Below are 18,885 nucleotides of genomic sequence, written 5' to 3'. Positions count from 1 at the left end.
AGGACTCGCACTGGGCACACAGTGCTCCTCGGGAGGGTTCGTCCGCCGTGAGGGTCCGGCGGACCCGAGCAGCCCTCCCCACGCATCCGGCTCTTGCCCCTGCCGCGGGTTACCGGCGGGGGGCGTACTCACGGAATCCGCGACCGGTCTTCCGGCCCAGGCAGCCCGCGGCGACGAGGTGCTCCAGCAGTGGGGACGGGGCCAGGCCCGGGTCGCGGAACTCCTTGTGCAGCACCTTCTCGATGGCCAGCGACACGTCCAGGCCGACCACGTCGAGGAGCTCGAAGGGCCCCATCGGGTAGCCGCCGCCCAGCTTCATCGCCGCGTCGATGTCGTCGATGCCGGCGTAGTGCTGCTCGACCATCTTGATCGCGTTGTTGAGGTACGGGAACAGCAGCGCGTTCACGATGAAGCCGGCCCGGTCCCCGCAGTCCACCGCGTGCTTGCGCACCTGACCGCAGATCCCGCGGACCGTCGCGTGCACGTCGTCGGCGGTCAGGACGGTCCGGACCACCTCGACCAGCTTCATCGCCGGAGCCGGGTTGAAGAAGTGCATGCCGATCACGTCCTCGGGACGCGAGGTGGCGCGGGCGATCGCGATCACCGGGAGCGAGGAGGTCGTGGTGGCGAGCACCGCACCGGGCTTGCACGCCTTGTCCAGCGCCCGGAACAGCTCCTGCTTCACCTCCAGGTCCTCGGCGACGGCCTCCACGGCCAGGTCCACGTCGGCGAAGGCGTCCAGCGAGCCCGCCGCCGTGATCCGGCCCACGGTGGCGGCGGCGGCCTCCGCCGTCAGCCGGCCCCGGTCCACCGCGCGGGCCAGCGACTTGCCGATCGCGGCCTTCGCCGCGTCCGCCTTCTCCTGGCTGCGGGCCGCCAGCACCACGGGGAAGCCGGCCTGCGCGAAGACCTGCGCGATCCCGCTCGCCATCGTGCCCGAACCGGCCACGCCCACCGAGTTCACCGGGCGGCTCGCCCGGACCAACTCCCCGTCCGGCGGGGTCTGCAGGTCACGGACGACGACCTGGCTGCCCGGGGCCTCGTACGTGTAGAACCCGCGCCCGGACTTCTGCCCGGTCAGGCCCGCCTCGGCGAGGTGGCCGAGGATCGGGGCCGGGGCGTGCAGCCGGTCGCCCGAGGCCGTGTACATGGCCTCCAGGACGGTGCGGGCGGTGTCCACGCCGATCAGGTCGAGCAGCGCGAGCGGGCCCATCGGCAGGCCGCAGCCCAGCTTCATGGCCGCGTCGATGTCCTCGCGGGAGGCGTACTTCGCCTCGAACATGGCGGCGGCCTGGTTCAGGTAGCCGAACAGCAGGCCGTCGGCGACGAAGCCCGGGCGGTCGCCGACCGCGACGGGCTCCTTGCCGAGCTCGCGGGCCAGCGTGGTGACCGCATCGATGGCCGGCGGGGCCGTCAGCACGCTGGAGACGACCTCGACCAGCTTCATCGCGGTGACCGGGTTGAAGAAGTGCAGGCCGACCACGCGCTCCGGGCGCTGGGACTCGGCGGCCATCCGCGTCACCGACAGGGCGTTGGTGCCGGTGGCCAGGATCGCGGTGGGCCGGACGATCGCGTCGAGCTCGCGGAAGATCCGCTGCTTGAGCTCGTAGGACTCGGGGACCACCTCGATGACGAGGTCGGCGTCGGCGGCGGCGCCGAGCTCGGAGAAGGTCCGGAAGCGGGCGAGCACCGCCTCGCGCTCCTGCTCGGTGAGCTGCTCCTTGGCGACGGAGCGGGCCGTGGCCGCCGCGAGGGCCGCGGTGGCCCGGCGGGCGGCGGCCTCGCTCACGTCGATGCCGATGACCTCGCGGCCGGCCCGGGCGAGGACCTCGGCGATGCCGGAGCCCATCGTGCCGAGGCCGACGACGGCGATCGTCTGCAGGGCGGGGCGGGAGGGGGATGACTGACTGGACGTGGACGGAAGGTCCATCGCGGGACTCCAGTGGAAGAGGGTGACGACTGAGGGGGCGCGCGGAGCGCACGGCGCGCGCGGATGCCGTACGGGAGAAGCCGTGCGGGAGGAGCCGTGCGGAGAAGCGCGGGGGATGTCCCGGGGATTCCGGGATTCCGGAGAATCCGGGGATTCCCTGAGGCAAGCAGCCCTGAGGGAGGAAACGGCGGAGCCCTGTCCCGGGGTCACGCCGTGAACGGTGTGGTCGTGCAGAACCGACTGGTACGAGGTGGCTGCGTCACCAGGCCGCCCTCGTACGTGTTGTAGGGACAGTAACCCGTTGGTAACTGGTCCGCCAGAGCGCGGAGATGTGACCTGTACCGCCCAAATGTACCGATCATCGATCATCGATCAACCGGCTGTCGGGAACCCGGCGCGGCGGCCGTCGCGGCCCCCTAGGGTGGCCGGGTGAACGACGTGTTGGAGCGCCTGCGGGCCGAAGCCGGGCAGGCTCCCGGGGGCGAGGAGCAGTACGCGGCGCTGCTCGCGGCGGACGCGGACGGCCTGGCGGCCTCCCTGGCCTCCGCCGGGCAGCACCTGTGGGCCCGCGAACTGGCCGCGTACCGGCTGGGGCTGGCCGGCGACCGGCGTGCCTTCGAATCACTGGTCCTGCTGCTCAACCACCGGGACCCGCCGCGCTGCGAGGCCGCCGCCCAGGCGCTGGCCGTCCTCGGGGACCCGCGCACCGCCCGCGCGGCGGCGGCGCTGGCCACGAACGAACTGCGCACGGCCTACGCCCTGCACCCGGTCCGGCTGCTGGCGGCGCTGCGCGCCCCGGAGTCCGCCCCGGCGCTGATCCGCACCCTGTCGCGGCTGCTCGCGCCGCACGACCCGTACTGGCGGGTGGCCCTGGCCTGCGTGGAGGGGCTGGGGGCGCTGGCCGACCAGCGGGCCCGGGAGGTCCTGACCCGGGCCCAGTCGCACCCCCGGCTGGCCGTGGCGGCGACGGCGGCCCTGCGGGGGCTGGGCGTCAGCTAGCGAAGCCGGTCTTGAAACCGGTCCCGAAGCCGGCCGAGGAACCGGTGCGGAACCCCGTGTCGGTCTCGGGGCGCGACTCGGGCGCGGCCGGCTCCGGGACGATCGCGAAGGCCTCGACCTCCATCAGCAGTTCGGGCCGGAACAGGGCCGACACCTGGACCGCCGAGGAGGCGGGGAGGCGGTCCGGGGCGAACACCTCGTCACGGGCCGCGCGCACGGCGGGGAGGTGGGCGACGTCGGTCACGAAGTACGTCACCTTCACCACGTCGTCGAAGGTCGCCCCGGCCGCGGCGAGGCACCGGCCCACGTTCTCGAAGACCTGCCGGGCCTGGGCGGTGGCGTCGCCCTCCCCGACCACCTCGCCCTTCTCGTCGAAGGCGCACTGCCCGGACACGGCGACGAACCGCCCGGTGCCCCAGACGACGTGGTTGTAGCCGGTGCCGGGGGCGACCCCCTCCGGCGCGGCGATGCGGGTGAGGTGGTTGTCCTGTGAAGTAGCCATGGGCATGATCCTGCCCGCTGGAGGCCCGGACCAACTACCCGGGCCGCCTGGTCCGGGTAGCGGGTCCGGGCCGCCCAACCCGGGCTACCCCCGGAAACCGAGCAGTCCGTGCAGCGCCGCGCCGCCGGCCGACGGCGGGACCGCGCGGGTCGCCGGGATCGGGGTGGGGGCCGCCTGGGCGGGGCAGACGGCGTCCGCGGCCTTGCCCGTCAGCAGGTACGCGGCCAGCTTCTCGTCGAGGCACTTGTTGCCGCTCAGGGCGATGCCGTGGTTGCCGCCGCCCTCCTCGACCACCAGCGCCGAGCCCGCGAGCTTGCGCCGCATGCTCACCGCACCCTCGTACGGGGTCGCCGCGTCCTCGGTCGCCTGGAAGAGGAGCGCCTGCGGGAGCGCCGAGTTGGTGACGTCGGGCGCCTCGAGCGGCTCGGTCGGCCAGAACGCGCACGGGGCGTTGTACCAGGCGTTGTTCCAGGTCATGAAGGGCGCCTTGGCGTGCGTGCGCCACATGTCGGCCCGCCACTGGTTCCAGTTCCTGGGCCAGGCCGAGTCCCGGCACTGCACGGCCGTGTACACGCTGTAGCTGTTGCCCGCCGAGGGCTCCACCGCGCCGAACTTCTCGTACGCGGAGACCAGCGGCTTCGGGTCGCCCTCCACCGCGTACGCGGCGAAGGCCGTCGCCAGGTGGGGCCAGTAGCCGTTGAAGTAGCCGCCCGGCATGAAGGTGTCCTCCAGCTCCGCCGGGCCCACCTTGGCGCCCGCCGGGGCCGTGCGCAGCGCGGTCCGCATCTCGTACCAGCGGGCCTCGACCTCGGCGGGGTCGGTGCCGAGGTGGTACGTGGCGTCGTACCGGGCGACCCAGGCCAGGAAGGCCTTGTGGCGGGAGTCGAAGGCCTGGTCCTGGGCGAGGTTGTCCTCGTACCAGACCCCGGCCGGGTCGACGACGGAGTCCAGCACCAGGCGGTGCACGCGGTCGGGGTGGAGCTTGGCGTACACCGCGCCCAGGTAGGTGCCGTAGGAGTAGCCGAAGTAGCTCAGCTTGTCCGCGCGCAGGGCGGTGCGCAGCACTTCGAGATCGCGGGCCGCCGACACGGTGCCGATGTACGGGAGGACGTCCGCGTGCTTGGTCTGGCAGGACTCGGCGAAGGACTTCACCCGCTCCAGGTTGGCCCGCTCGGTCTCCTCGTCCAGCGGTACGGAGTCGGGCCGTACGGGCGTGAAGTGGCCCGCTCCGCAGTCCAGGGCGGGCTCGCTCTTGCCCACGCCCCGGGGGTCGAAGCCGATCACGTCGTACTGGGCGGCCACGTCCTTGGGCAGCGCGGAGGCGATGAACCCGGCCAGGGTGCGGCCGCTGCCGCCGGGCCCGCCGGGGTTGACCAGCAGCGGGCCCTGGGAGCGGGCGGCCGTGTGGGGGACCCGGGTCAGGGCGAGGGAGATCTGCCGGCCGGCCGGGCTGTCGTGGTCGAGGGGAACCTTGAGGGAGGCGCACTGGAGCGTCGGGTAGCGGGAGGTCGCGCAGTTGGCCCACTTCAGGGCCCCGACGGCCGGGGCCGTCGCCGCCGCTGCGGGTGCCGCGGCCGTGACCGGGCTCGCCAGGGCGGCGGCGAGGGTGGACACGGCCAACAGGACGGCGGCGCGCCTCAGAGCGGGACCGGGCCTGCCCTCCTTCATCGGGCGCAGCGTCGGGTGCAGCGTCGGGTACAGCATGGGGCCTCCCAGCCGAGGGTTCTGGGCGGAATCGTCCCGGAACCTGTGCTCGGAAGGGGGGATTGGGGCCCCGATTGGCCCGATGTGATGACCCTTCAGTCGGTCGTACGGTCGTACGGGTGCTCAGAGCAGGCTGAGCTGGGTCGGCCCGGGCGCGGGCACGGGCCCGTCCGGCCGCTCCGGTACGACGATCCGCCGGGCCGGTCCGCGGCCGCCGGGGCCGATGCCGAATTCGGCGGCGAGCTCGTGGACTTGGCGGGTGATCATCCGCTGGTACCAGGTGGGCGCGTACGAGCCGCCCGCGTACATCCGCGCGTACCGCTCCACCAGGTGGGGGTGGTGCTCGCCCAGCCAGGCCGTGAACCACTCGCGCGCCCCGGGGCGCAGATGGAGTACCAGGGGTGTCACGGAGGTCGCCCCCGACTCGGCGACGGCCCGGACGGTGGCGCGCAGCTGCTCCGGGGAGTCGCCGAGGAAGGGGATCACGGGGGCCATCAGCACCCCGCACTCGATGCCGGCGTCGGTGAGGGTGCGGACGGCCTGCAGCCGGGCGGCGGGGGAGGGGGTGCCGGGCTCGACCGTGCGCCACAGGACGGTGTCGGTGAAGCCGACGGACACGGAGATCCCGACGTCGGCGACGGCCGCGGCCTCCTGGATGAGGGGGAGGTCGCGCAGGATCAAGGTGCCCTTGGTGAGGATCGAGAAGGGATTGGCCCGCTCCCGCAGCGCTTCGATGATCCCGGGCATCAGGCGGTACCGGCCTTCGGCGCGCTGGTAGCAGTCCACGTTGGTGCCCATCGCGATGTGCGCGCCGGTCCAGCGGGGCGAGGCGAGCTCGCGGCGCAGGAGCTCGTGGGCGTTGGTCTTGACGACGATCTGGGAGTCGAAGCCGAGGCCCGTGTCGAGGTCGAGGTAGCTGTGCGTCTTGCGGGCGAAGCAGTACACGCAGGCGTGGCTGCACCCGCGGTACGGGTTCACGGTCCACTCGAACGGCATCCGGGAGGCGCCGGGGACCCGGTTGAGGAGGGAGCGGGCGCGGATCTCGTGGAACGTGATCCCCCGGAACTCGGGGGTGTCGAAGGTGCGGGTGACGACGGCGTCCGCCCCGAAGAGCGCGGCGGTGCCGGCGGGGCCGTCGGTGCCGGTGGGGCCGCGCCCGGGTGCCCCGCCCTTGGTCCGGTCGGCCTCGTTGCTCAGATTGTCCCAGCGCATGGTGCGCCTCCCTCGGTAGCTCGCCCAGAGAATAGAACAAACGTTCCCATGATCGTGCGGGAGCGAAATCGCCTTGCCCGCCCCGCGCCGCTCGTGGGAGGTTCCGGCCATGAGTGCGATGCGCATGGTGGTGTGCCTGCCGGGAACGGCCCGGGACGGGCTGCGGGAGGCGATCGGCGAGGCGATGGCCCCGTTCGAGCAGTGCCGCGGCGCGCACTGGCGGTTCGACAACTGGGACAGCTGGGCCATCGCGGGCGGCACCGTCCGTGACGGCTTCCGGGTCCTCCCGGGCCACGCGGACGATCCGCGGCTCGTCGCCGAGGACCCGCTGTACGACGGCACCGCGCGGCCGGCCACGCCGGGCTGGTGCGCCGGAGGCCCCCGCGAGGCCCTGGACCTGGCGGCGATCCGCACCGACGCGGGCGAACTCGCCGGCGCGGCCTGGGACGCATGGCACCGGCTGGCGCCGAGCCACCCGCCCTTCACGCCGTTCCTCCAGCCGTCGGGCACGCCCTGGCCCGACCTCGACGCCTACCGGGACGGGCGCCGGGCCCACGCGGAGGCCTGGTCGGCCTTCGCCGGGCAACCGCTGCTCGCCGCCCACGAGGACGCCGTGCTGGACCTGTTGGCCGCCCGCCGCGGATACTCGACCGACGGCCTCCTGGGCACGCTGCCCTACGGCGCACCCGCCCTGTGCACCCGTGAGGAGTACGTGGCGCGCCGGACCTCCGGCGCCCACCTCGTCCGGAACGTGCTGACGCTCGACGGCTGGTGGTGCGAGGCGGGGGACGATCCCGTCCACGCGGGCTGCGAGCCGCCGCCCGACTGCCCGCACCCCCGGCCGTTCCCGCAGGCGCCCGTCGCCTGGAACGCTGCCGACCGCTACCTGGAGGCGCTCCCCGGGGACACCCTCCTCGTCTGGCTCCGCGTCCACTGCTGACCCGGATTTGGGCGCCCGCCCCGGAGGTGGTTGGCTTCGCGGTGACGAGCGAACACAACTGCTGGAGGAAAGCCATGGCGCAGGTCGAGGCCACCACGGAACGCATCATCGGGGCGGACGCGGAGACCGTGTTCGACGCGCTGGCCGACTACACCGGGACCCGGGGCAAGCTGCTGCCCGAGCACTTCAGCGAGTACGAGGTGCGCGAGGGCGGCGACGGCGAGGGCACCCTCGTCCACTGGAAGCTCCAGGCCACGAGCAAGCGGGTCCGCGACTGCCTGCTGGAGGTCACCGAGCCCACCGACGGCCAGCTCGTGGAGAAGGACCGCAACTCCTCCATGGTCACCACCTGGACGGTCACCCCGGCGGGCGAGGGCAAGTCCAAGGCCGTCGTCTCCACCGTGTGGAACGGCGCCGGCGGCATCGGCGGCTTCTTCGAGCGCACCTTCGCACCCAAGGGTCTCGGCCGTATCTACGACGCAGTTCTGGCCAACCTGGCCACCGAAGTCGAGGGCTGAGCAAGGATGTTGCCGGTGAGGCCGGGAAACCGGCCTCACCGGATCGGGTGAACTGAGCGACCCGGGGGGTGGGGCGATGTTGCACCAGGGCGGGCTGTACTACCCGTACATCCACTTCCGCGACGAGAACTGGCTGAAGGCCGCCGCGCTGTACTGGCCGAGCCTGGGCCGGGTGGTCCCGCGCGGGTATCCCGTCATGGACTCGCCGACGGTCACCAGGCTCCGCCAGGGACTGCCGCGCTTCGTCCACGACGTGGACCCGGCCGCGGCGGCGCGGGCCGTGGCCGGCGAGTTCATCGAGGTGCTCACCGGAGGCGCCGACGTCCTGCGCGCCCTGCACGCCGCGCACGCGGACCCCGAGGAGTTCGGGAGCCCACTCCACGTCGGAAGCGTGAACGGCCTTCCCGAGTTCGCCGGCAACCGGATCCACCACGCGCCGACCGTGTCCCGCGACCCGAGCCCGAACCGGCTGCACGAGGACGGCCTGGCAGGCGTCTACCACGCCGAAGTCGACCCCCTGCTGGCCGAGGCCCTGGTCGACAGCGGGCTCGCCCTCACCGCCCGCTCCGCGCGCTTCCGCGAGGTGGCCGACGCCGGTTTCCTCGCCATGTCTCCCGAGCTCGCCTGGGTGTACAAGTGCGCGCTCACCGAGGAACTGGCGCGCCTCGGCGGCTACGCGCCGACCACCGACCACGCCGCCTCGCACACGGCCTCGCAGGGCTGGGATTCCGAGCGCATCGCCCGGGTGCTGCTCGACCGTGACTACGACAGCGGGCTCCGGCTGCCGGACACCGCGGGCGGAGACCTCACCGACGCCGTGGGGATGCTCGCCGTACGCATCGTGCTCCCCGCCGACCTGGGCCGCGTCGGCATCGAGAAGATCATCGAGCTGCGCACGACGCACGAGGCGGCCTTCGACCGCTTCGGACAAGCCGTCACGGAGACGGCCGAGGCCCTCAAGGCGGACCTTGCGGACGTCCGGCTGCCGCAGGCCGCCCGCCGCCACCTGGAGGACGAGGTCGACCGGCGGTTCCGGCTCCCCCTGGCCGAGTTGGAGGAGGCGATGCGCTCCCTGAAGGTGGACGCGGCCTCCGGTGTGGCCAACCTCCAGTTCGCGCTGCCTTCCGTCCTCGGCCTGGCGGTCGGCCAGTTCACCGGCAGCCCGCTGGTCGCCACCGGACTCGGCGCGGCCTTCAGCGTCGCCGGGGTCGCCCGCGGCGCGCACCAGCAGAAGAAGGCCGCACTGGCCGCCTCCCCGGTCGCGTACCTGCTGTCCGTCAGGGGCGAGCTGAACCCCGAGCGACTGCTCGGGCGGATGGTGCGGCGCGTGCGCCCGCCCCGCCGGGCCTGAGGCGGGCCCCCGCCCGGCGCGGCCCCCGCCGGGCGTGGCCCCGTGCCTCGCCTCCCCGGACCGCCTAGGGTGGAGCCCCAGCGCAACCGACCGCCCGGGGGCCCGATGAAGATCCTCATCTCCGCCGACATGGAAGGCGCCACCGGCGTCACCTGGCCCGCCGACGTGCTGCCCGGGACCCCGCAGTGGGAACGCTGCCGGACCCTGTTCACCTCCGACGTGAACGCCGCCGTCCTCGGGTTCTACGACGCCGGGGCAGAGCGGGTACTCGTCAACGAGGCCCACTGGACCATGCGCAACCTGCTGCTGGAGAAGCTCGACGCCCGCGTCGAGATGCTGACCGGCCGCCACAAATCCCTCTCCATGGTCGAGGGCGTCCAGCACGGGGACGTCGACGGCATCGCCTTCGTCGGCTACCACACGGGCGCCGGCACCGAGGGCGTGCTCGCCCACACCTACCTCGCCAACTCCATCACCGGGGTCTGGGTCAACGGGACCCGCGCCAGCGAGGGAATGCTCAACGCCCACGTGGTCGCCGAGTACGGGGTCCCGGTCATCCTGGTCACCGGAGACGACCTGACCTGCGTCGACGCCGCCGGCTACGCCCCCGACGCGCTGACGGTCGCCGTCAAGGACCACGTCTCGCGCTACGCCGCCGTCTGCCGCACCCCGGCCCGTACGGCCGCCGACATCCGGGCCGCCGCCAAGGAGGCCGCCGCCCTCGCCGTCCGCTACGAACCGGTACGGGGCGGGCCGTTCGCGGTGGAGGTCGAGTTCGACGCCGAGCACCTGGCGATGGCCGCCACCGTCGTGCCCGGGGTCGAGCGGGCCGGTGAGCGTAGGGTCGGCTACACCAGCGGGACGATGTACGAGGGGATCCGGACCTTCAAGGCGGTCACCACGATCGTCTCGGCAGCGGTGGAGGAGCAGTATGGCTGACATGTCCGAGCCGGGCGCCAGTGTCGATGTCACCGGTACGCCCGTCGACCGGGTGGCGCTCGACGAAGCCGTCGAGTTCACCTCCGGCTTGATCCGCATCGACACCACGAACCGCGGCGGCGGCGACTGCCGGGAACGCCCGGCCGCCGAGTACGTCGCCGAGCGGCTGGCGGCCATCGGCCTGGAGCCCGCCCTGCTGGAGCGCACCCCGGGCCGCACCAACGTGGTGGCCCGGATCGCGGGCACCGACCCCACCGCCCCTGCCCTCCTGGTCCACGGCCACCTCGACGTGGTCCCGGCCGAGGCCGCCGACTGGAGCGTGGACCCCTTCTCGGGCGAGGTCCGCGACGGGGTGGTCTGGGGTCGCGGCGCCGTCGACATGAAGAACATGGACGCGATGGTGCTGGCCGTCGTACGGGCCTGGGCGCGGGCCGCCCAAAGGGGAGAGGACTGTAGACCCCGGCGGGACATCGTGATCGCCTACACCGCCGACGAGGAGGACAGCGCGATCGACGGCGCGGGCTTCCTCGCCGACCACCACCCCGAGCTCTTCGAAGGCTGTACCGAGGGCATCAGCGAATCCGGGGCCTTCACCGTGCACGCCGCCCCCGGACAGGCCCTCTACCCGATCGCCGCCGGCGAACGCGGCACCGCATGGCTGAAGCTCACCGCGACCGGCACCGCCGGACACGGCTCCAAGCCCAACCGGGCCAACGCGGTCAGCCGGCTCGCCGCCGCGGTCGCCCGCATCGGCGAGCACGACTGGCCGGTCCGCCTCACCGACACCGTCACCGCCTGCATCACCGAACTCGCCGCCCTTCAGGGGATGTCGGTGAACCCGCGTGCCCCCGGCTTCGACCTGGACGAGGTCGTGAGCAAGCTCGGCCCGGCCGGTGCCCTCGTCGAGGCGACCGTCCGCAACAGCGCCAACCCGACGATGCTCAGCGCCGGTTACAAGCTCAACGTCATCCCGGGCACCGCCACCGCGTACGTGGACGGGAGGATGCTGCCCGGCGGCGAGGCCGAGTTCATCGCCACCCTCGACGAACTCACCGGCCCCGACGTGCACTGGGAGTTCCACCACCGGGAAGTGGCCCTCGAGGCACCCGTGGACGGGCGGACGTACGGGATCCTGCGCGAGTCCGTCGAGGCCTTCGACCCCGAGGGGCACGTGGTGCCCTTCTGCATGGCGGGCGGCACCGACGCCAAGCAGTTCTCCCGGCTCGGCATCACCGGCTACGGCTTCTCCCCGCTCAAGCTGCCCCCCGGCTTCGACTACTGGTCCCTCTTCCACGGAGTGGACGAGCGGGTGCCCGTCGACGCCCTGCACTTCGGGGTCCGCGTCCTCGACCGAGCCCTGCGCGCGCTGTGAAGACCCCGCGCGGCGACGGCACCGCCCCCTACGGCAGCTGGCCCTCGCCGATCGGCGCCGCGCTCGCCGCCTCCCTCGACGGGAGGCCGGAGTACGTCGGCGCGATCGGCGCCGAGGTGTGGTGGACCGTGCCCCGGCCGGCCGAAGGCGGCCGACGCGCCCTGGTCCGCCGGCCCGCGGACGGCGGGCCCGCGGTCTGCGCGCTGCCCGCGCCGTGGAACGTGCGCAGCCGGGTCACCGAATACGGCGGCCTGCCCTGGGCGGGCGCCGAACGGCCCCTGGGCGGACCGCTGGTGGTCTTCGTCCACTTCGCCGACCAGCGGCTGTACGCGTACGAGCCCGACGCGCCCGGCAGCCCCGCGCCGCGGCCCCTGACCCCCGTCTCGGCGGTCGGCGGCGGGCTGCGCTGGGCCGACCCGGTGCTGCGGGGCGGCGAAGTCTGGTGCGTGCTGGAGGAGTTCACCGGGGACGCGCCGACCGATGTGCGCCGCGTACTGGCCGCCGTACCGCTGGACGGGTCGGCCGCGGAAGACCGGTCGCTCGTACGGGAGTTGACCGACGACCGGTACCGGTTCAGCACCGGGCCCCGGCTCTCCCCGGACGGGCGGCAGGCGGCCTGGCTGGTCTGGGACCACCCCCGGATGCCGTGGGACGGCACCGAGCTCAGGCTCGCCGAGATCACCCCGGACGGCCGGCTCTCGGAGCCCCGTACCGTGCTCGGCGGACCCGAGGAGGCCGTCGCCCAGGTCGAGTGGACCACCGGCGGAAGCCTCCTCGCGGTGAGCGACCGGGGCGGCTGGTGGAACCCGTACCGGGTGGACCGGGAAACGGGCGAGGCCGTCAACCTCTGCCCGAGGGAAGAGGAGTTCGGCGGCCCGCTGTGGAAGTCCGGGCTGCGCTGGATCGCGGCGCTCCCCGACGGACTCGTCGCGGTCCTGCACGGCCGGGGCTCCTCGGTGCTCGGCGTGCTCGACCCGGAGAGCGGGGACCTGGTCGACGCGGCGGGGCCGTGGACGGCCTGGCAGCCCACGCTCGCCGTCAGCGGCAGCCGGGTCTACGGGGTCGCGGCCAGCCCGCGCAGCGCCTATGAGGTGGTGGAGCTCGACACGGCCACCGGGCACGCCCGGGTGGTGGGCGGCCGCGGCTCCCCGGGGCCGGACGGCCGGGCGGACCCCGCGTACTACCCGGAGCCGCAGAGCAGGACCTTCTTCGGCCGGGGCGGCCGGGAGATCCACGCCCACGTCTACCCGCCGCACCACCCCGTGCTGCGCGCCCGGGCCGACGAACTGCCCCCGTACGTGGTGTGGGCGCACGGCGGCCCCACCGACCACGTGCCGCCCGTACTCGACCTGCACATCGCCTACTTCACCTCGCGCGGGATCGGCGTGGTCGAGGTCAACTACGGGGGCTCCACGGGCTACGGCCGCGCCTACCGGGAACGGCTGCGCGAACAGTGGGGCGTCGTCGACGTCGAGGACTGCGCCGCCGTGGCACGGGCCCTCGCCGCCGAGGGCACGGCCGATCCGGACCGGCTCGCGATCCGGGGCGGCAGCGCGGGAGGCTGGACGGCCGCGGCCTCGCTGGCGTCCACCGACCTGTACGCCTGCGCGGCGATCATCTACCCGGTCCTGGACCTGACCGGCTTCGCCGCGGAGACCCACGACCTGGAGTCCCGCTACATCGACGGCCTCGCCGGACCGCCGCAGACCCTGGCCCTGCGCAGCCGCGAGCGCTCCCCGGTGGCCCGCGCCGACCGGATCACCGCGCCGTTCGTCCTGCTCCAGGGCCTGGACGACCCGGTCTGCCCGCCCGCGCAGGCGGAGCGGCTGCTGGCCGCGATGCGCGGGCGCTCGGTGCCCCACGCGTACGTGGCCTTCGAGGGCGAGGGACACGGCTTCCGGCGTGCGGACACGATGGTCCGGGCGCTGGAGGCGGAGCTGTCGCTCTACGCGCAGGTGTTCGGGTTCGAGCGGGCGGACGTCCCCCGTTTGGCCCTGTCCGACTGAGCCCCCGGGACGCCGCGGCCGGACGATGGGACCATGAGCTCCCACACGTCCAAGGGCCGCGGCAAGGGCCGCGCGCAGATCACCCCGGGGCGCGCGGGCATCGCGGTGCTCGCGGTGCTCACCCTCGTGTTCATCTTCGAGAACACCCGCCCCACCAAGATCCGGCTGCTGATCCCGCAGGTGACGATGCCGCTCTACGTCGCCCTGCTGATCGCGGCGGTGCTGGGCGGACTGTGCGGGGTCTACTTCGCCCGGCGGCGCAAGTAGCGGGCCCGCAGCCCCGCAGCCCCCGTAGCCGGTCCGTGGCGGGGGACGGGAGGGCGGTCAGCCCGAGTGGACCCAGACCCGCAGCGGGCCGATGGCCGTGAAGCCGTGGCGCAGCGCCGTGTCGAGGTCGTCCCCCGACTCGTAGCCGACCAGAGCCAGGCCGGGCCAGAGCGAGGCCGTCAGGGTCAGTGCGCCCGCCCAGGCCTCGTCGTCCGGGGTGCCGTCGGCGGTGAACACGTTGGAGATGCCGACCACCTCGCCGGTGCGGTTGGCGGCGGCCCCGGCGAGGATCCGGCCCTCGGCGTCCCGCCCCGCGAGGAAGGCGATCTCCCCGGTCTTCTCCGTGGCCTCGGCACCCTCGGCGCCCTCGGCAGCCGGTGCATCCCGCGCGTCCCCCGTGAGCAGCCCCGGGTGGAACAGGCCGGTGCTCTCCTCGCCGTCCCAGGCCGTCTCCCACGCCTCCAGCTCCGCGGGGCCGGAGATCCGGCTCCATGCCAGGGCGGGGGCCGGGGCGGCTGCGGGAGCGGACGCCGGGCGGTGGATCCACTCGGCGCCGAAGAGGACCTCGAAGCCGAGCGGAGCCAGGTCGAGCACGGCGAAGCTGTCCTTGACCGAGGCGTGCGGCGCGGCGGTGTCGATCCCGGCGAGCAGGGCGGCCGTGTCGGTGTCCCGGGTGAGGGTCACGGCGTCCGGGTAGTAGAGCGGGGTCGGGCGGGGGCTGCTCCAGGCCTGGGCGGTGAAGCCGCCGTCGCGGCAGACCGCGGCGCACCACGCGGCGTTGTTGTACGCGGCCGCGAGGAGGAGCTCTTCGGTGTTCGGGGTGATGATCACATCGGGATCCTGCCACAGGGTCTAGCCTGGGGCGATGCCGTATTTTCCGTACCTCGCCGAGGGCGGTCGGATCGGGCTGCGGCCCTACCGGCCCACTGACGGCGCCGAGTTCACCGCCCGGGTGTGCGAGAGCCGGGAGCTCCACCATCCGTGGCTGTCGCCGCCCGAGACCGTGGAGGCCTACGAGGCGTACGCCGCCCCGCTGATCGCCGGCGGCGCCGGGGATGCGGCCGGGGGTACGGCCGGGGGTGCGACCGGGGCCGCTGCGGCGGGCAGGACCGGATTCCTCGTGTGCGAGCGGGAGTCGGGCGCGATCGCCGGCTTCGTCAACGTCAACAACATCGTCCTCGGTGCCTTCCGCTGCGGCGCGCTCGGTTACGGGGCCTTCGCCCACGCGGCGGGCCGGGGGCTGATGAGGGAGGGGCTCGCCCTGGTGGTCGGCCACGCCTTCGCTGCGGACGGTCTCGCACTGCACCGGCTGGAGGCCAACATCCAGCCGGGAAACGCCGCCTCGATCGCCCTCGTCCGAGGGCTCGGCTTCCGGCTGGAGGGGCTGTCGCCGGACTTCCTCCACGTCAAGGGCGCCTGGCGGGAGCACGAACGCTGGGCGATCACGGCCGAAATGCCATGTCCCGGGGTCCCGCATCGCACAGGATGAGTGCATGCGAACCCTCGTGCTCCTCGACGCACCGTCCAACCTCGGGCTCCGCCCCCCGGCTCCGGGCGCCGTTCCCGGCGTGTACAAACTGGCCGGGGCCCTGCGGGAACAGGGCCTGCTGGCCCGCCTCGGCGCGCGCGAGGGCGGGGTGGTCGTCCCGCCGCGCTACGACCGGGGCGACTGGAAGGAGGGGGACGGGGTCTTCCACGCCGGGCCCCTCGCCGCGTACACCGTCGCCCTCGCCGACCGGATCGAGGACCACCTGCGCTCCGGGGAGTTCCCCGTCGTGCTCGGCGGCGACTGCTCCATCCAGCTCGGCGCCTCCCTGGCCATGCGGCGCCTCGGGCGGTACGGCATCGCCGCGATCGACGGCTCCGCCGACTTCCGCCACCCCGGCAACGAGGCCGTCAACGGGCCCGTCGGAGCGGCCGGCGGCGAGGAACTGGCGCTCGCCACCGGCCGCGGCCAGGCGGACCTCGCCGACCTGGAGGGCCTCGGGCCCTACGTGCGCGACGAGGACGTCCGGCTCTTCGGGCTGCGCGACGGGGACCCGGACCTCCCCGAGCTGCGCGCCGCCGGGATCTTCGCCGCCACGGTCGGGGCGATCCGCGACCGCGGCGCCGGGCCGGTGGCCCGTACCGCGCTGACGGGGCTGCAGCCCCCGGCCACCGCCGGGTTCTGGGTCCACCTGGACGCCGACGTACTGGACCCGTCCGTGATGCCGGCCGTCGACAGCCCGGACCCCGGTGGCCTGATCCCCGACGAACTCGCCGAACTGCTCGGGGTGCTGATCAGTTCCCCGCGCTGCGTCGGACTCAACGTCACCATCTACGACCCGGACCTGGACCCGGACGGGCGGGCCGGAGCGCTGCTCGCGGACCTGGTGGCGGGGGCGTTCGCGTAGTCCCGGCCTTACCCGGCGGTCCGGCGGCCCGGCGGTCGCGATCGGGGTCAGACCCCGATCGCGCCGTCGATGCGCTCGCGCAGCAGGTCCGCGTGGCCGTTGTGGCGCGCGTACTCCTCGATCATGTGGACCAGGACCCAGCGCAGCGGGACCTCGCCCAGCCACCCGTCCTTGCCGGACACCTCCAGGTCGGGCGCCGACTCCGTGAACCGCTCGGCGAAGGCCACCTCCGCCCGCCACGCCTCCCACGCCCGTTCGACCACCGCGGGATCGGACACCGCCCCGTCGAAGTCGCCGTCGGGATCGTCCGCCGACGAGAACAGCGCCGGGGCGTCCTGCGCGGCCAGCACCCGCCGGAACCAACGGCGCTCCACGTCCGCGAGGTGACGTACCAGCCCGAGGAGCGACAGCGTGGACGGCTCCACCGACCGATCGGCCAACTCCGCGCCCAGGCCGGCACACTTGAGCTCCAGCGTCGCGCGCTGCGCCGCCAACATCCCCGTGAGCATGTCCCGTTCGCCGGCGTTCACGTGCGCGGTGATCCGGCTCTCCGTCGCGTCCCCGCCGAACAACTGTCCCCGTCTGCTCCGTACGCTCATGGACCTCATTGTCGATCACCGGCCCGGGCCCCGTCAGGCTTTGCGTAATCCTGACCGGTGGCTATCCGTCGAAGAGCTGTGCACAGGTGGCCGTGGCGTGTTCCATTTCCCTATGGTCACCACCGTCCGCCGCTCCGTACTGACCCTTCCCGCAGCCCCGTTGGGCCCCGAGAACCCGCTGCCCGCCCTCCGCGAGTCCGACGGCGTGCACACGCTGGACGAGCGCTCGCGCGAGGGCCTGCCGCGCGACATGGCACGCCAGATCGGGTACGAGCCGCTGCGCTCCCTGCTGCCCGTCCGGATCCGGGACGGCTACGGCCGGCAGCGCACCGAGCAGGACGTCGAGACGATCGTCATCGAGAACGCGCACCTGCGCGCCACCGTCCTGCCCGGCCTCGGCGGCCGGATCCATTCGCTCGTCCACCTCCCCACCGGACGCGAACTGCTCTACCGCAACCCGGTGTTCCAGCCCGCGAACTTCGCCCTGAACGGCGCCTGGTTCTCCGGCGGCATCGAGTGGAACCTCGGCGCCACCGGCCACACCACCCTCTCCTGCGCCCCGCTGCACGCCGCACTCGTCCCGGCGCCCGACGGGGGAGTGATGGTGCGGCTCTGGGAATGGGAGCGGCTGCGCGACCTGCCCTTCCAAGTGGACCTGTGGCTGCCCGAGGACTCGGAGTTTCTCTACGTCGGCGTCCGCGTGCGCAACCCGCACGAGCGGCCCGCCCCCGTCTACTGGTGGTCCAACATCGCCGTGCCCGAGGACGCCGGCACCCGTGTCCTGGCCCCGGCCGACGAGGCCTGGCACTTCGGGTACGAACGCTCCCTGCGCCGCATCCCCGTACCCGGATGGGAGGGCGCGGACCGTACGTACCCGCTGCGCAGCAGGTACCCCGCCGACTTCTTCTACGAGGTCGAAGCCGGGACCCGGCCCTGGATCGCCTCCCTCGACTCCGACGGCCGGGGACTCGTCCAGACCTCCACGGCCCGGCTGCGCGGCCGCAAGCTCTTCGTCTGGGGCGCGGGCGAGGGCGGCCGGCGCTGGCAGGAGTGGCTGACCGAGCCCGGCACGGGCGGGTACGCGGAGATCCAGGCCGGGCTCGCCCGGACCCAGCTGGAGCACGTACGTCTGGAGGCGGGCGCGGAGTTCAGCTGGCTGGAGGCCTACGGGGCCCTGTCCGCGGACCCCGTCGCCGTGCACGGGGACGACTGGGCGGCGGCCCGCGCCGCGGCGGGCACGGCGCTGGAGTCCGCGCTGCCCGGTCCGGCCGTGGACGCGGCGTACGAGGCGTGGCGCGGGTGCGCCGACACCGAACCGGGGGAGCGGCTGGCGGCCGGCTCCGGCTGGGGCGCCCTCGAGGTGCTGTGCGGGGGCCACAAACTGCCCGGCACCCCCTTCGCCGAGGACACCATCGGCGAGGAGCAGGCCCCCTGGCTGGAGCTGTGGCGCAGCGGGGTCTTCCCCGCCCCGCGCCGGGTGACTCCGCCCGGCCCGAGCCTGGTCGCCCCGCACTGGCGGGACATGCTGGAGACGGCCCAGGCGGACCCCCTGACCGAGTACCACCTCGGGGTCGCCCAGTGGCACGCCGGGGACATCGCCCAGGCGGTACGGAGCTGGGAGCGCGGGCTGGCGCTGGCCCCCTCGCGGTGGCCGCTGCTGCGCTGCCTGGCGGTCGCCGACGACCTCGCCGGCGACCCGGCCCGGGCGGCCCGCTGGTACGCCGAGGCCTTCGAGGACCTGGCACAGGAGAGCCGTGGCGGCGCGAGCTGGCTGGCCGCCGAATCGGCGCTGGGCCGGGAGGCGCTGGCTTCCCTGCTGGCGGCGGGGCTGCTGCCGGAGGCCCGCGCGGTGTGGGACCGGCTGCGCCCCGCACTGCGGGAGGAGGGCCGCTTCCGGCTGTCGGCGGCCCGGCTGCTCGCGGCGGAAGGCCATGTGGGCGCGGCCCGGCGGGTCTTCGAGGAGGGCTTCGAACTCCCCGACCTCCGCGAGGGCGAGGAGATCCTCTCGGACGTCTGGTCCACCCTCACCGACCGCCCGCTGCCGGCCCCGTACAACTTCCGGATGCGCCCGCCGGGGGACTAGCACGCCTCCAAGGGGTGGGGCCGTCGGGTACTGCGGCGTACCACCGCGTACTACCTGGGGAGTACGCGGG

At 74.0% G+C, this 18,885-nt stretch carries 17 protein-coding genes; 11 read left to right on the top strand and 6 right to left on the bottom strand.

From position 1 onward, the window contains the following. Positions 1-109 precede the first annotated feature (109 nt). A complete protein-coding gene (locus tag ACFRU2_RS18895) occupies positions 110-1,930 on the bottom strand; it encodes a 3-hydroxyacyl-CoA dehydrogenase family protein (protein ID WP_382973276.1) in 1,821 nt (606 codons plus the stop codon). Positions 1,931-2,359: 429 nt separating this feature from the next. Here ACFRU2_RS18895 and ACFRU2_RS18890 point away from each other — a divergent pair, with 429 nt between their 5' ends. Continuing rightward, complete coding sequence (locus ACFRU2_RS18890; protein WP_351438992.1) at positions 2,360-2,929, top strand: adenylosuccinate lyase; 570 nt, start codon at positions 2,360-2,362, stop codon at positions 2,927-2,929. Here the strand turns inward: ACFRU2_RS18890 and ACFRU2_RS18885 are convergent. The 3 genes from ACFRU2_RS18885 to ACFRU2_RS18875 form a co-directional block, all read right to left on the bottom strand. Further along, the gene (locus ACFRU2_RS18885; protein ID WP_382973274.1) at positions 2,922-3,431 is read right to left on the bottom strand and encodes a RidA family protein; all 510 of its coding nucleotides are present in this window, start codon (positions 3,429-3,431) and stop codon (positions 2,922-2,924) included. The genes ACFRU2_RS18890 and ACFRU2_RS18885 overlap by 8 nt on opposite strands. Positions 3,432-3,515: 84 nt before the next feature. Then, complete coding sequence (locus tag ACFRU2_RS18880) at positions 3,516-5,099, bottom strand: alpha/beta hydrolase (RefSeq protein WP_382973327.1); 1,584 nt, start codon at positions 5,097-5,099, stop codon at positions 3,516-3,518. Between the two features lie 159 nt (positions 5,100-5,258). Continuing rightward, entirely contained in the window at positions 5,259-6,347 is a 1,089-nt protein-coding gene (locus ACFRU2_RS18875; RefSeq protein WP_382973271.1) for an Rv2578c family radical SAM protein, read from the bottom strand. Positions 6,348-6,456: 109 nt separating this feature from the next. Here ACFRU2_RS18875 and ACFRU2_RS18870 point away from each other — a divergent pair, with 109 nt between their 5' ends. The 7 genes from ACFRU2_RS18870 (at position 6,457) to ACFRU2_RS18840 (ending at position 13,740) form a co-directional block, all read left to right on the top strand. Further along, complete coding sequence (locus ACFRU2_RS18870) at positions 6,457-7,287, top strand: hypothetical protein (protein ID WP_382973269.1); 831 nt, start codon at positions 6,457-6,459, stop codon at positions 7,285-7,287. A gap of 74 nt (positions 7,288-7,361) precedes the next feature. Next, on the top strand, positions 7,362-7,805 hold the full coding sequence (locus ACFRU2_RS18865; RefSeq protein WP_382973267.1) for an SRPBCC family protein: 444 nt from the start codon (positions 7,362-7,364) through the stop codon (positions 7,803-7,805). A gap of 76 nt (positions 7,806-7,881) precedes the next feature. Next, positions 7,882-9,156: a DUF6236 family protein gene (locus ACFRU2_RS18860; protein ID WP_382973265.1), complete on the top strand. Its 1,275-nt coding sequence runs from the start codon at positions 7,882-7,884 to the stop codon at positions 9,154-9,156. Between the two features lie 105 nt (positions 9,157-9,261). After that, positions 9,262-10,095 carry a M55 family metallopeptidase gene (locus tag ACFRU2_RS18855; RefSeq protein WP_382973263.1) on the top strand — a complete coding sequence of 278 codons (834 nt, stop codon included), beginning with the start codon at positions 9,262-9,264 and terminating at the stop codon, positions 10,093-10,095. Position 10,096: 1 nt separating this feature from the next. Beyond that, positions 10,097-11,467, top strand: a complete 1,371-nt coding sequence (locus tag ACFRU2_RS18850; protein WP_382973325.1) for a M20/M25/M40 family metallo-hydrolase — start codon at positions 10,097-10,099, stop codon at positions 11,465-11,467. After that, positions 11,464-13,473, top strand: a complete 2,010-nt coding sequence (locus ACFRU2_RS18845) for a prolyl oligopeptidase family serine peptidase (RefSeq protein WP_382973261.1) — start codon at positions 11,464-11,466, stop codon at positions 13,471-13,473. Before ACFRU2_RS18850 ends, ACFRU2_RS18845 begins: the two co-directional genes overlap by 4 nt. Positions 13,474-13,506: 33 nt before the next feature. Next, entirely contained in the window at positions 13,507-13,740 is a 234-nt protein-coding gene (locus tag ACFRU2_RS18840; protein ID WP_382973259.1) for a DUF1049 domain-containing protein, read from the top strand. 57 nt (positions 13,741-13,797) lie between these two features. On the opposite strand, the gene ACFRU2_RS18835 is transcribed toward ACFRU2_RS18840, so the two are convergent. Continuing rightward, a complete protein-coding gene (locus ACFRU2_RS18835) occupies positions 13,798-14,571 on the bottom strand; it encodes a hypothetical protein (RefSeq protein ID WP_382973256.1) in 774 nt (257 codons plus the stop codon). A 34-nt stretch (positions 14,572-14,605) separates the two neighbouring features. On the opposite strand from ACFRU2_RS18835, the gene ACFRU2_RS18830 reads away from it, so the two are divergent. Then, complete coding sequence (locus ACFRU2_RS18830; RefSeq protein WP_382973254.1) at positions 14,606-15,229, top strand: GNAT family N-acetyltransferase; 624 nt, start codon at positions 14,606-14,608, stop codon at positions 15,227-15,229. 4 nt (positions 15,230-15,233) lie between these two features. Further along, entirely contained in the window at positions 15,234-16,133 is a 900-nt protein-coding gene (locus ACFRU2_RS18825; RefSeq protein WP_254381023.1) for an arginase family protein, read from the top strand. 47 nt (positions 16,134-16,180) lie between these two features. Here the strand turns inward: ACFRU2_RS18825 and ACFRU2_RS18820 are convergent, their stop codons facing one another. Further along, positions 16,181-16,732 (bottom strand): DinB family protein, encoded by a 552-nt coding sequence (locus ACFRU2_RS18820; RefSeq protein WP_382973251.1) that lies wholly within the window; start codon positions 16,730-16,732, stop codon positions 16,181-16,183. Between the two features lie 112 nt (positions 16,733-16,844). Here ACFRU2_RS18820 and ACFRU2_RS18815 point away from each other — a divergent pair, with 112 nt between their 5' ends. Further along, the gene (locus ACFRU2_RS18815) at positions 16,845-18,815 is read left to right on the top strand and encodes a DUF5107 domain-containing protein (protein ID WP_382973322.1); all 1,971 of its coding nucleotides are present in this window, start codon (positions 16,845-16,847) and stop codon (positions 18,813-18,815) included. Positions 18,816-18,885: the final 70 nt, after the last annotated feature.

The organism is Streptomyces sp. NPDC056883 (genome assembly GCF_042788835.1).
GTDB classification, from domain to species: Bacteria; Actinomycetota; Actinomycetes; order Streptomycetales; family Streptomycetaceae; genus Streptomyces; species Streptomyces stoeckheimensis.
The sequence above is the reverse complement of the archived record's forward strand: the minus strand, read 5'-3'. Positions and strand labels throughout refer to the sequence as shown.

Coding starts and splice junctions, on each gene's coding strand:
- ACFRU2_RS18885 (WP_382973274.1), bottom strand. CDS start 3,431: ATGGCTACTTCACAGGACAACCACCTCACCCGCATCGCCGCGCCGGAG.
- ACFRU2_RS18820 (WP_382973251.1), bottom strand. CDS start 16,732: ATGAGCGTACGGAGCAGACGGGGACAGTTGTTCGGCGGGGACGCGACG.
- ACFRU2_RS18875 (WP_382973271.1), bottom strand. CDS start 6,347: ATGCGCTGGGACAATCTGAGCAACGAGGCCGACCGGACCAAGGGCGGG.
- ACFRU2_RS18860 (WP_382973265.1), top strand. CDS start 7,882: ATGTTGCACCAGGGCGGGCTGTACTACCCGTACATCCACTTCCGCGAC.
- ACFRU2_RS18815 (WP_382973322.1), top strand. CDS start 16,845: ATGGTCACCACCGTCCGCCGCTCCGTACTGACCCTTCCCGCAGCCCCG.
- ACFRU2_RS18830 (WP_382973254.1), top strand. CDS start 14,606: ATGCCGTATTTTCCGTACCTCGCCGAGGGCGGTCGGATCGGGCTGCGG.
- ACFRU2_RS18865 (WP_382973267.1), top strand. CDS start 7,362: ATGGCGCAGGTCGAGGCCACCACGGAACGCATCATCGGGGCGGACGCG.
- ACFRU2_RS18880 (WP_382973327.1), bottom strand. CDS start 5,099: ATGAAGGAGGGCAGGCCCGGTCCCGCTCTGAGGCGCGCCGCCGTCCTG.
- ACFRU2_RS18825 (WP_254381023.1), top strand. CDS start 15,234: ATGCGAACCCTCGTGCTCCTCGACGCACCGTCCAACCTCGGGCTCCGC.
- ACFRU2_RS18840 (WP_382973259.1), top strand. CDS start 13,507: ATGAGCTCCCACACGTCCAAGGGCCGCGGCAAGGGCCGCGCGCAGATC.
- ACFRU2_RS18850 (WP_382973325.1), top strand. CDS start 10,097: ATGTCCGAGCCGGGCGCCAGTGTCGATGTCACCGGTACGCCCGTCGAC.
- ACFRU2_RS18855 (WP_382973263.1), top strand. CDS start 9,262: ATGAAGATCCTCATCTCCGCCGACATGGAAGGCGCCACCGGCGTCACC.
- ACFRU2_RS18870 (WP_382973269.1), top strand. CDS start 6,457: ATGAGTGCGATGCGCATGGTGGTGTGCCTGCCGGGAACGGCCCGGGAC.
- ACFRU2_RS18895 (WP_382973276.1), bottom strand. CDS start 1,930: ATGGACCTTCCGTCCACGTCCAGTCAGTCATCCCCCTCCCGCCCCGCC.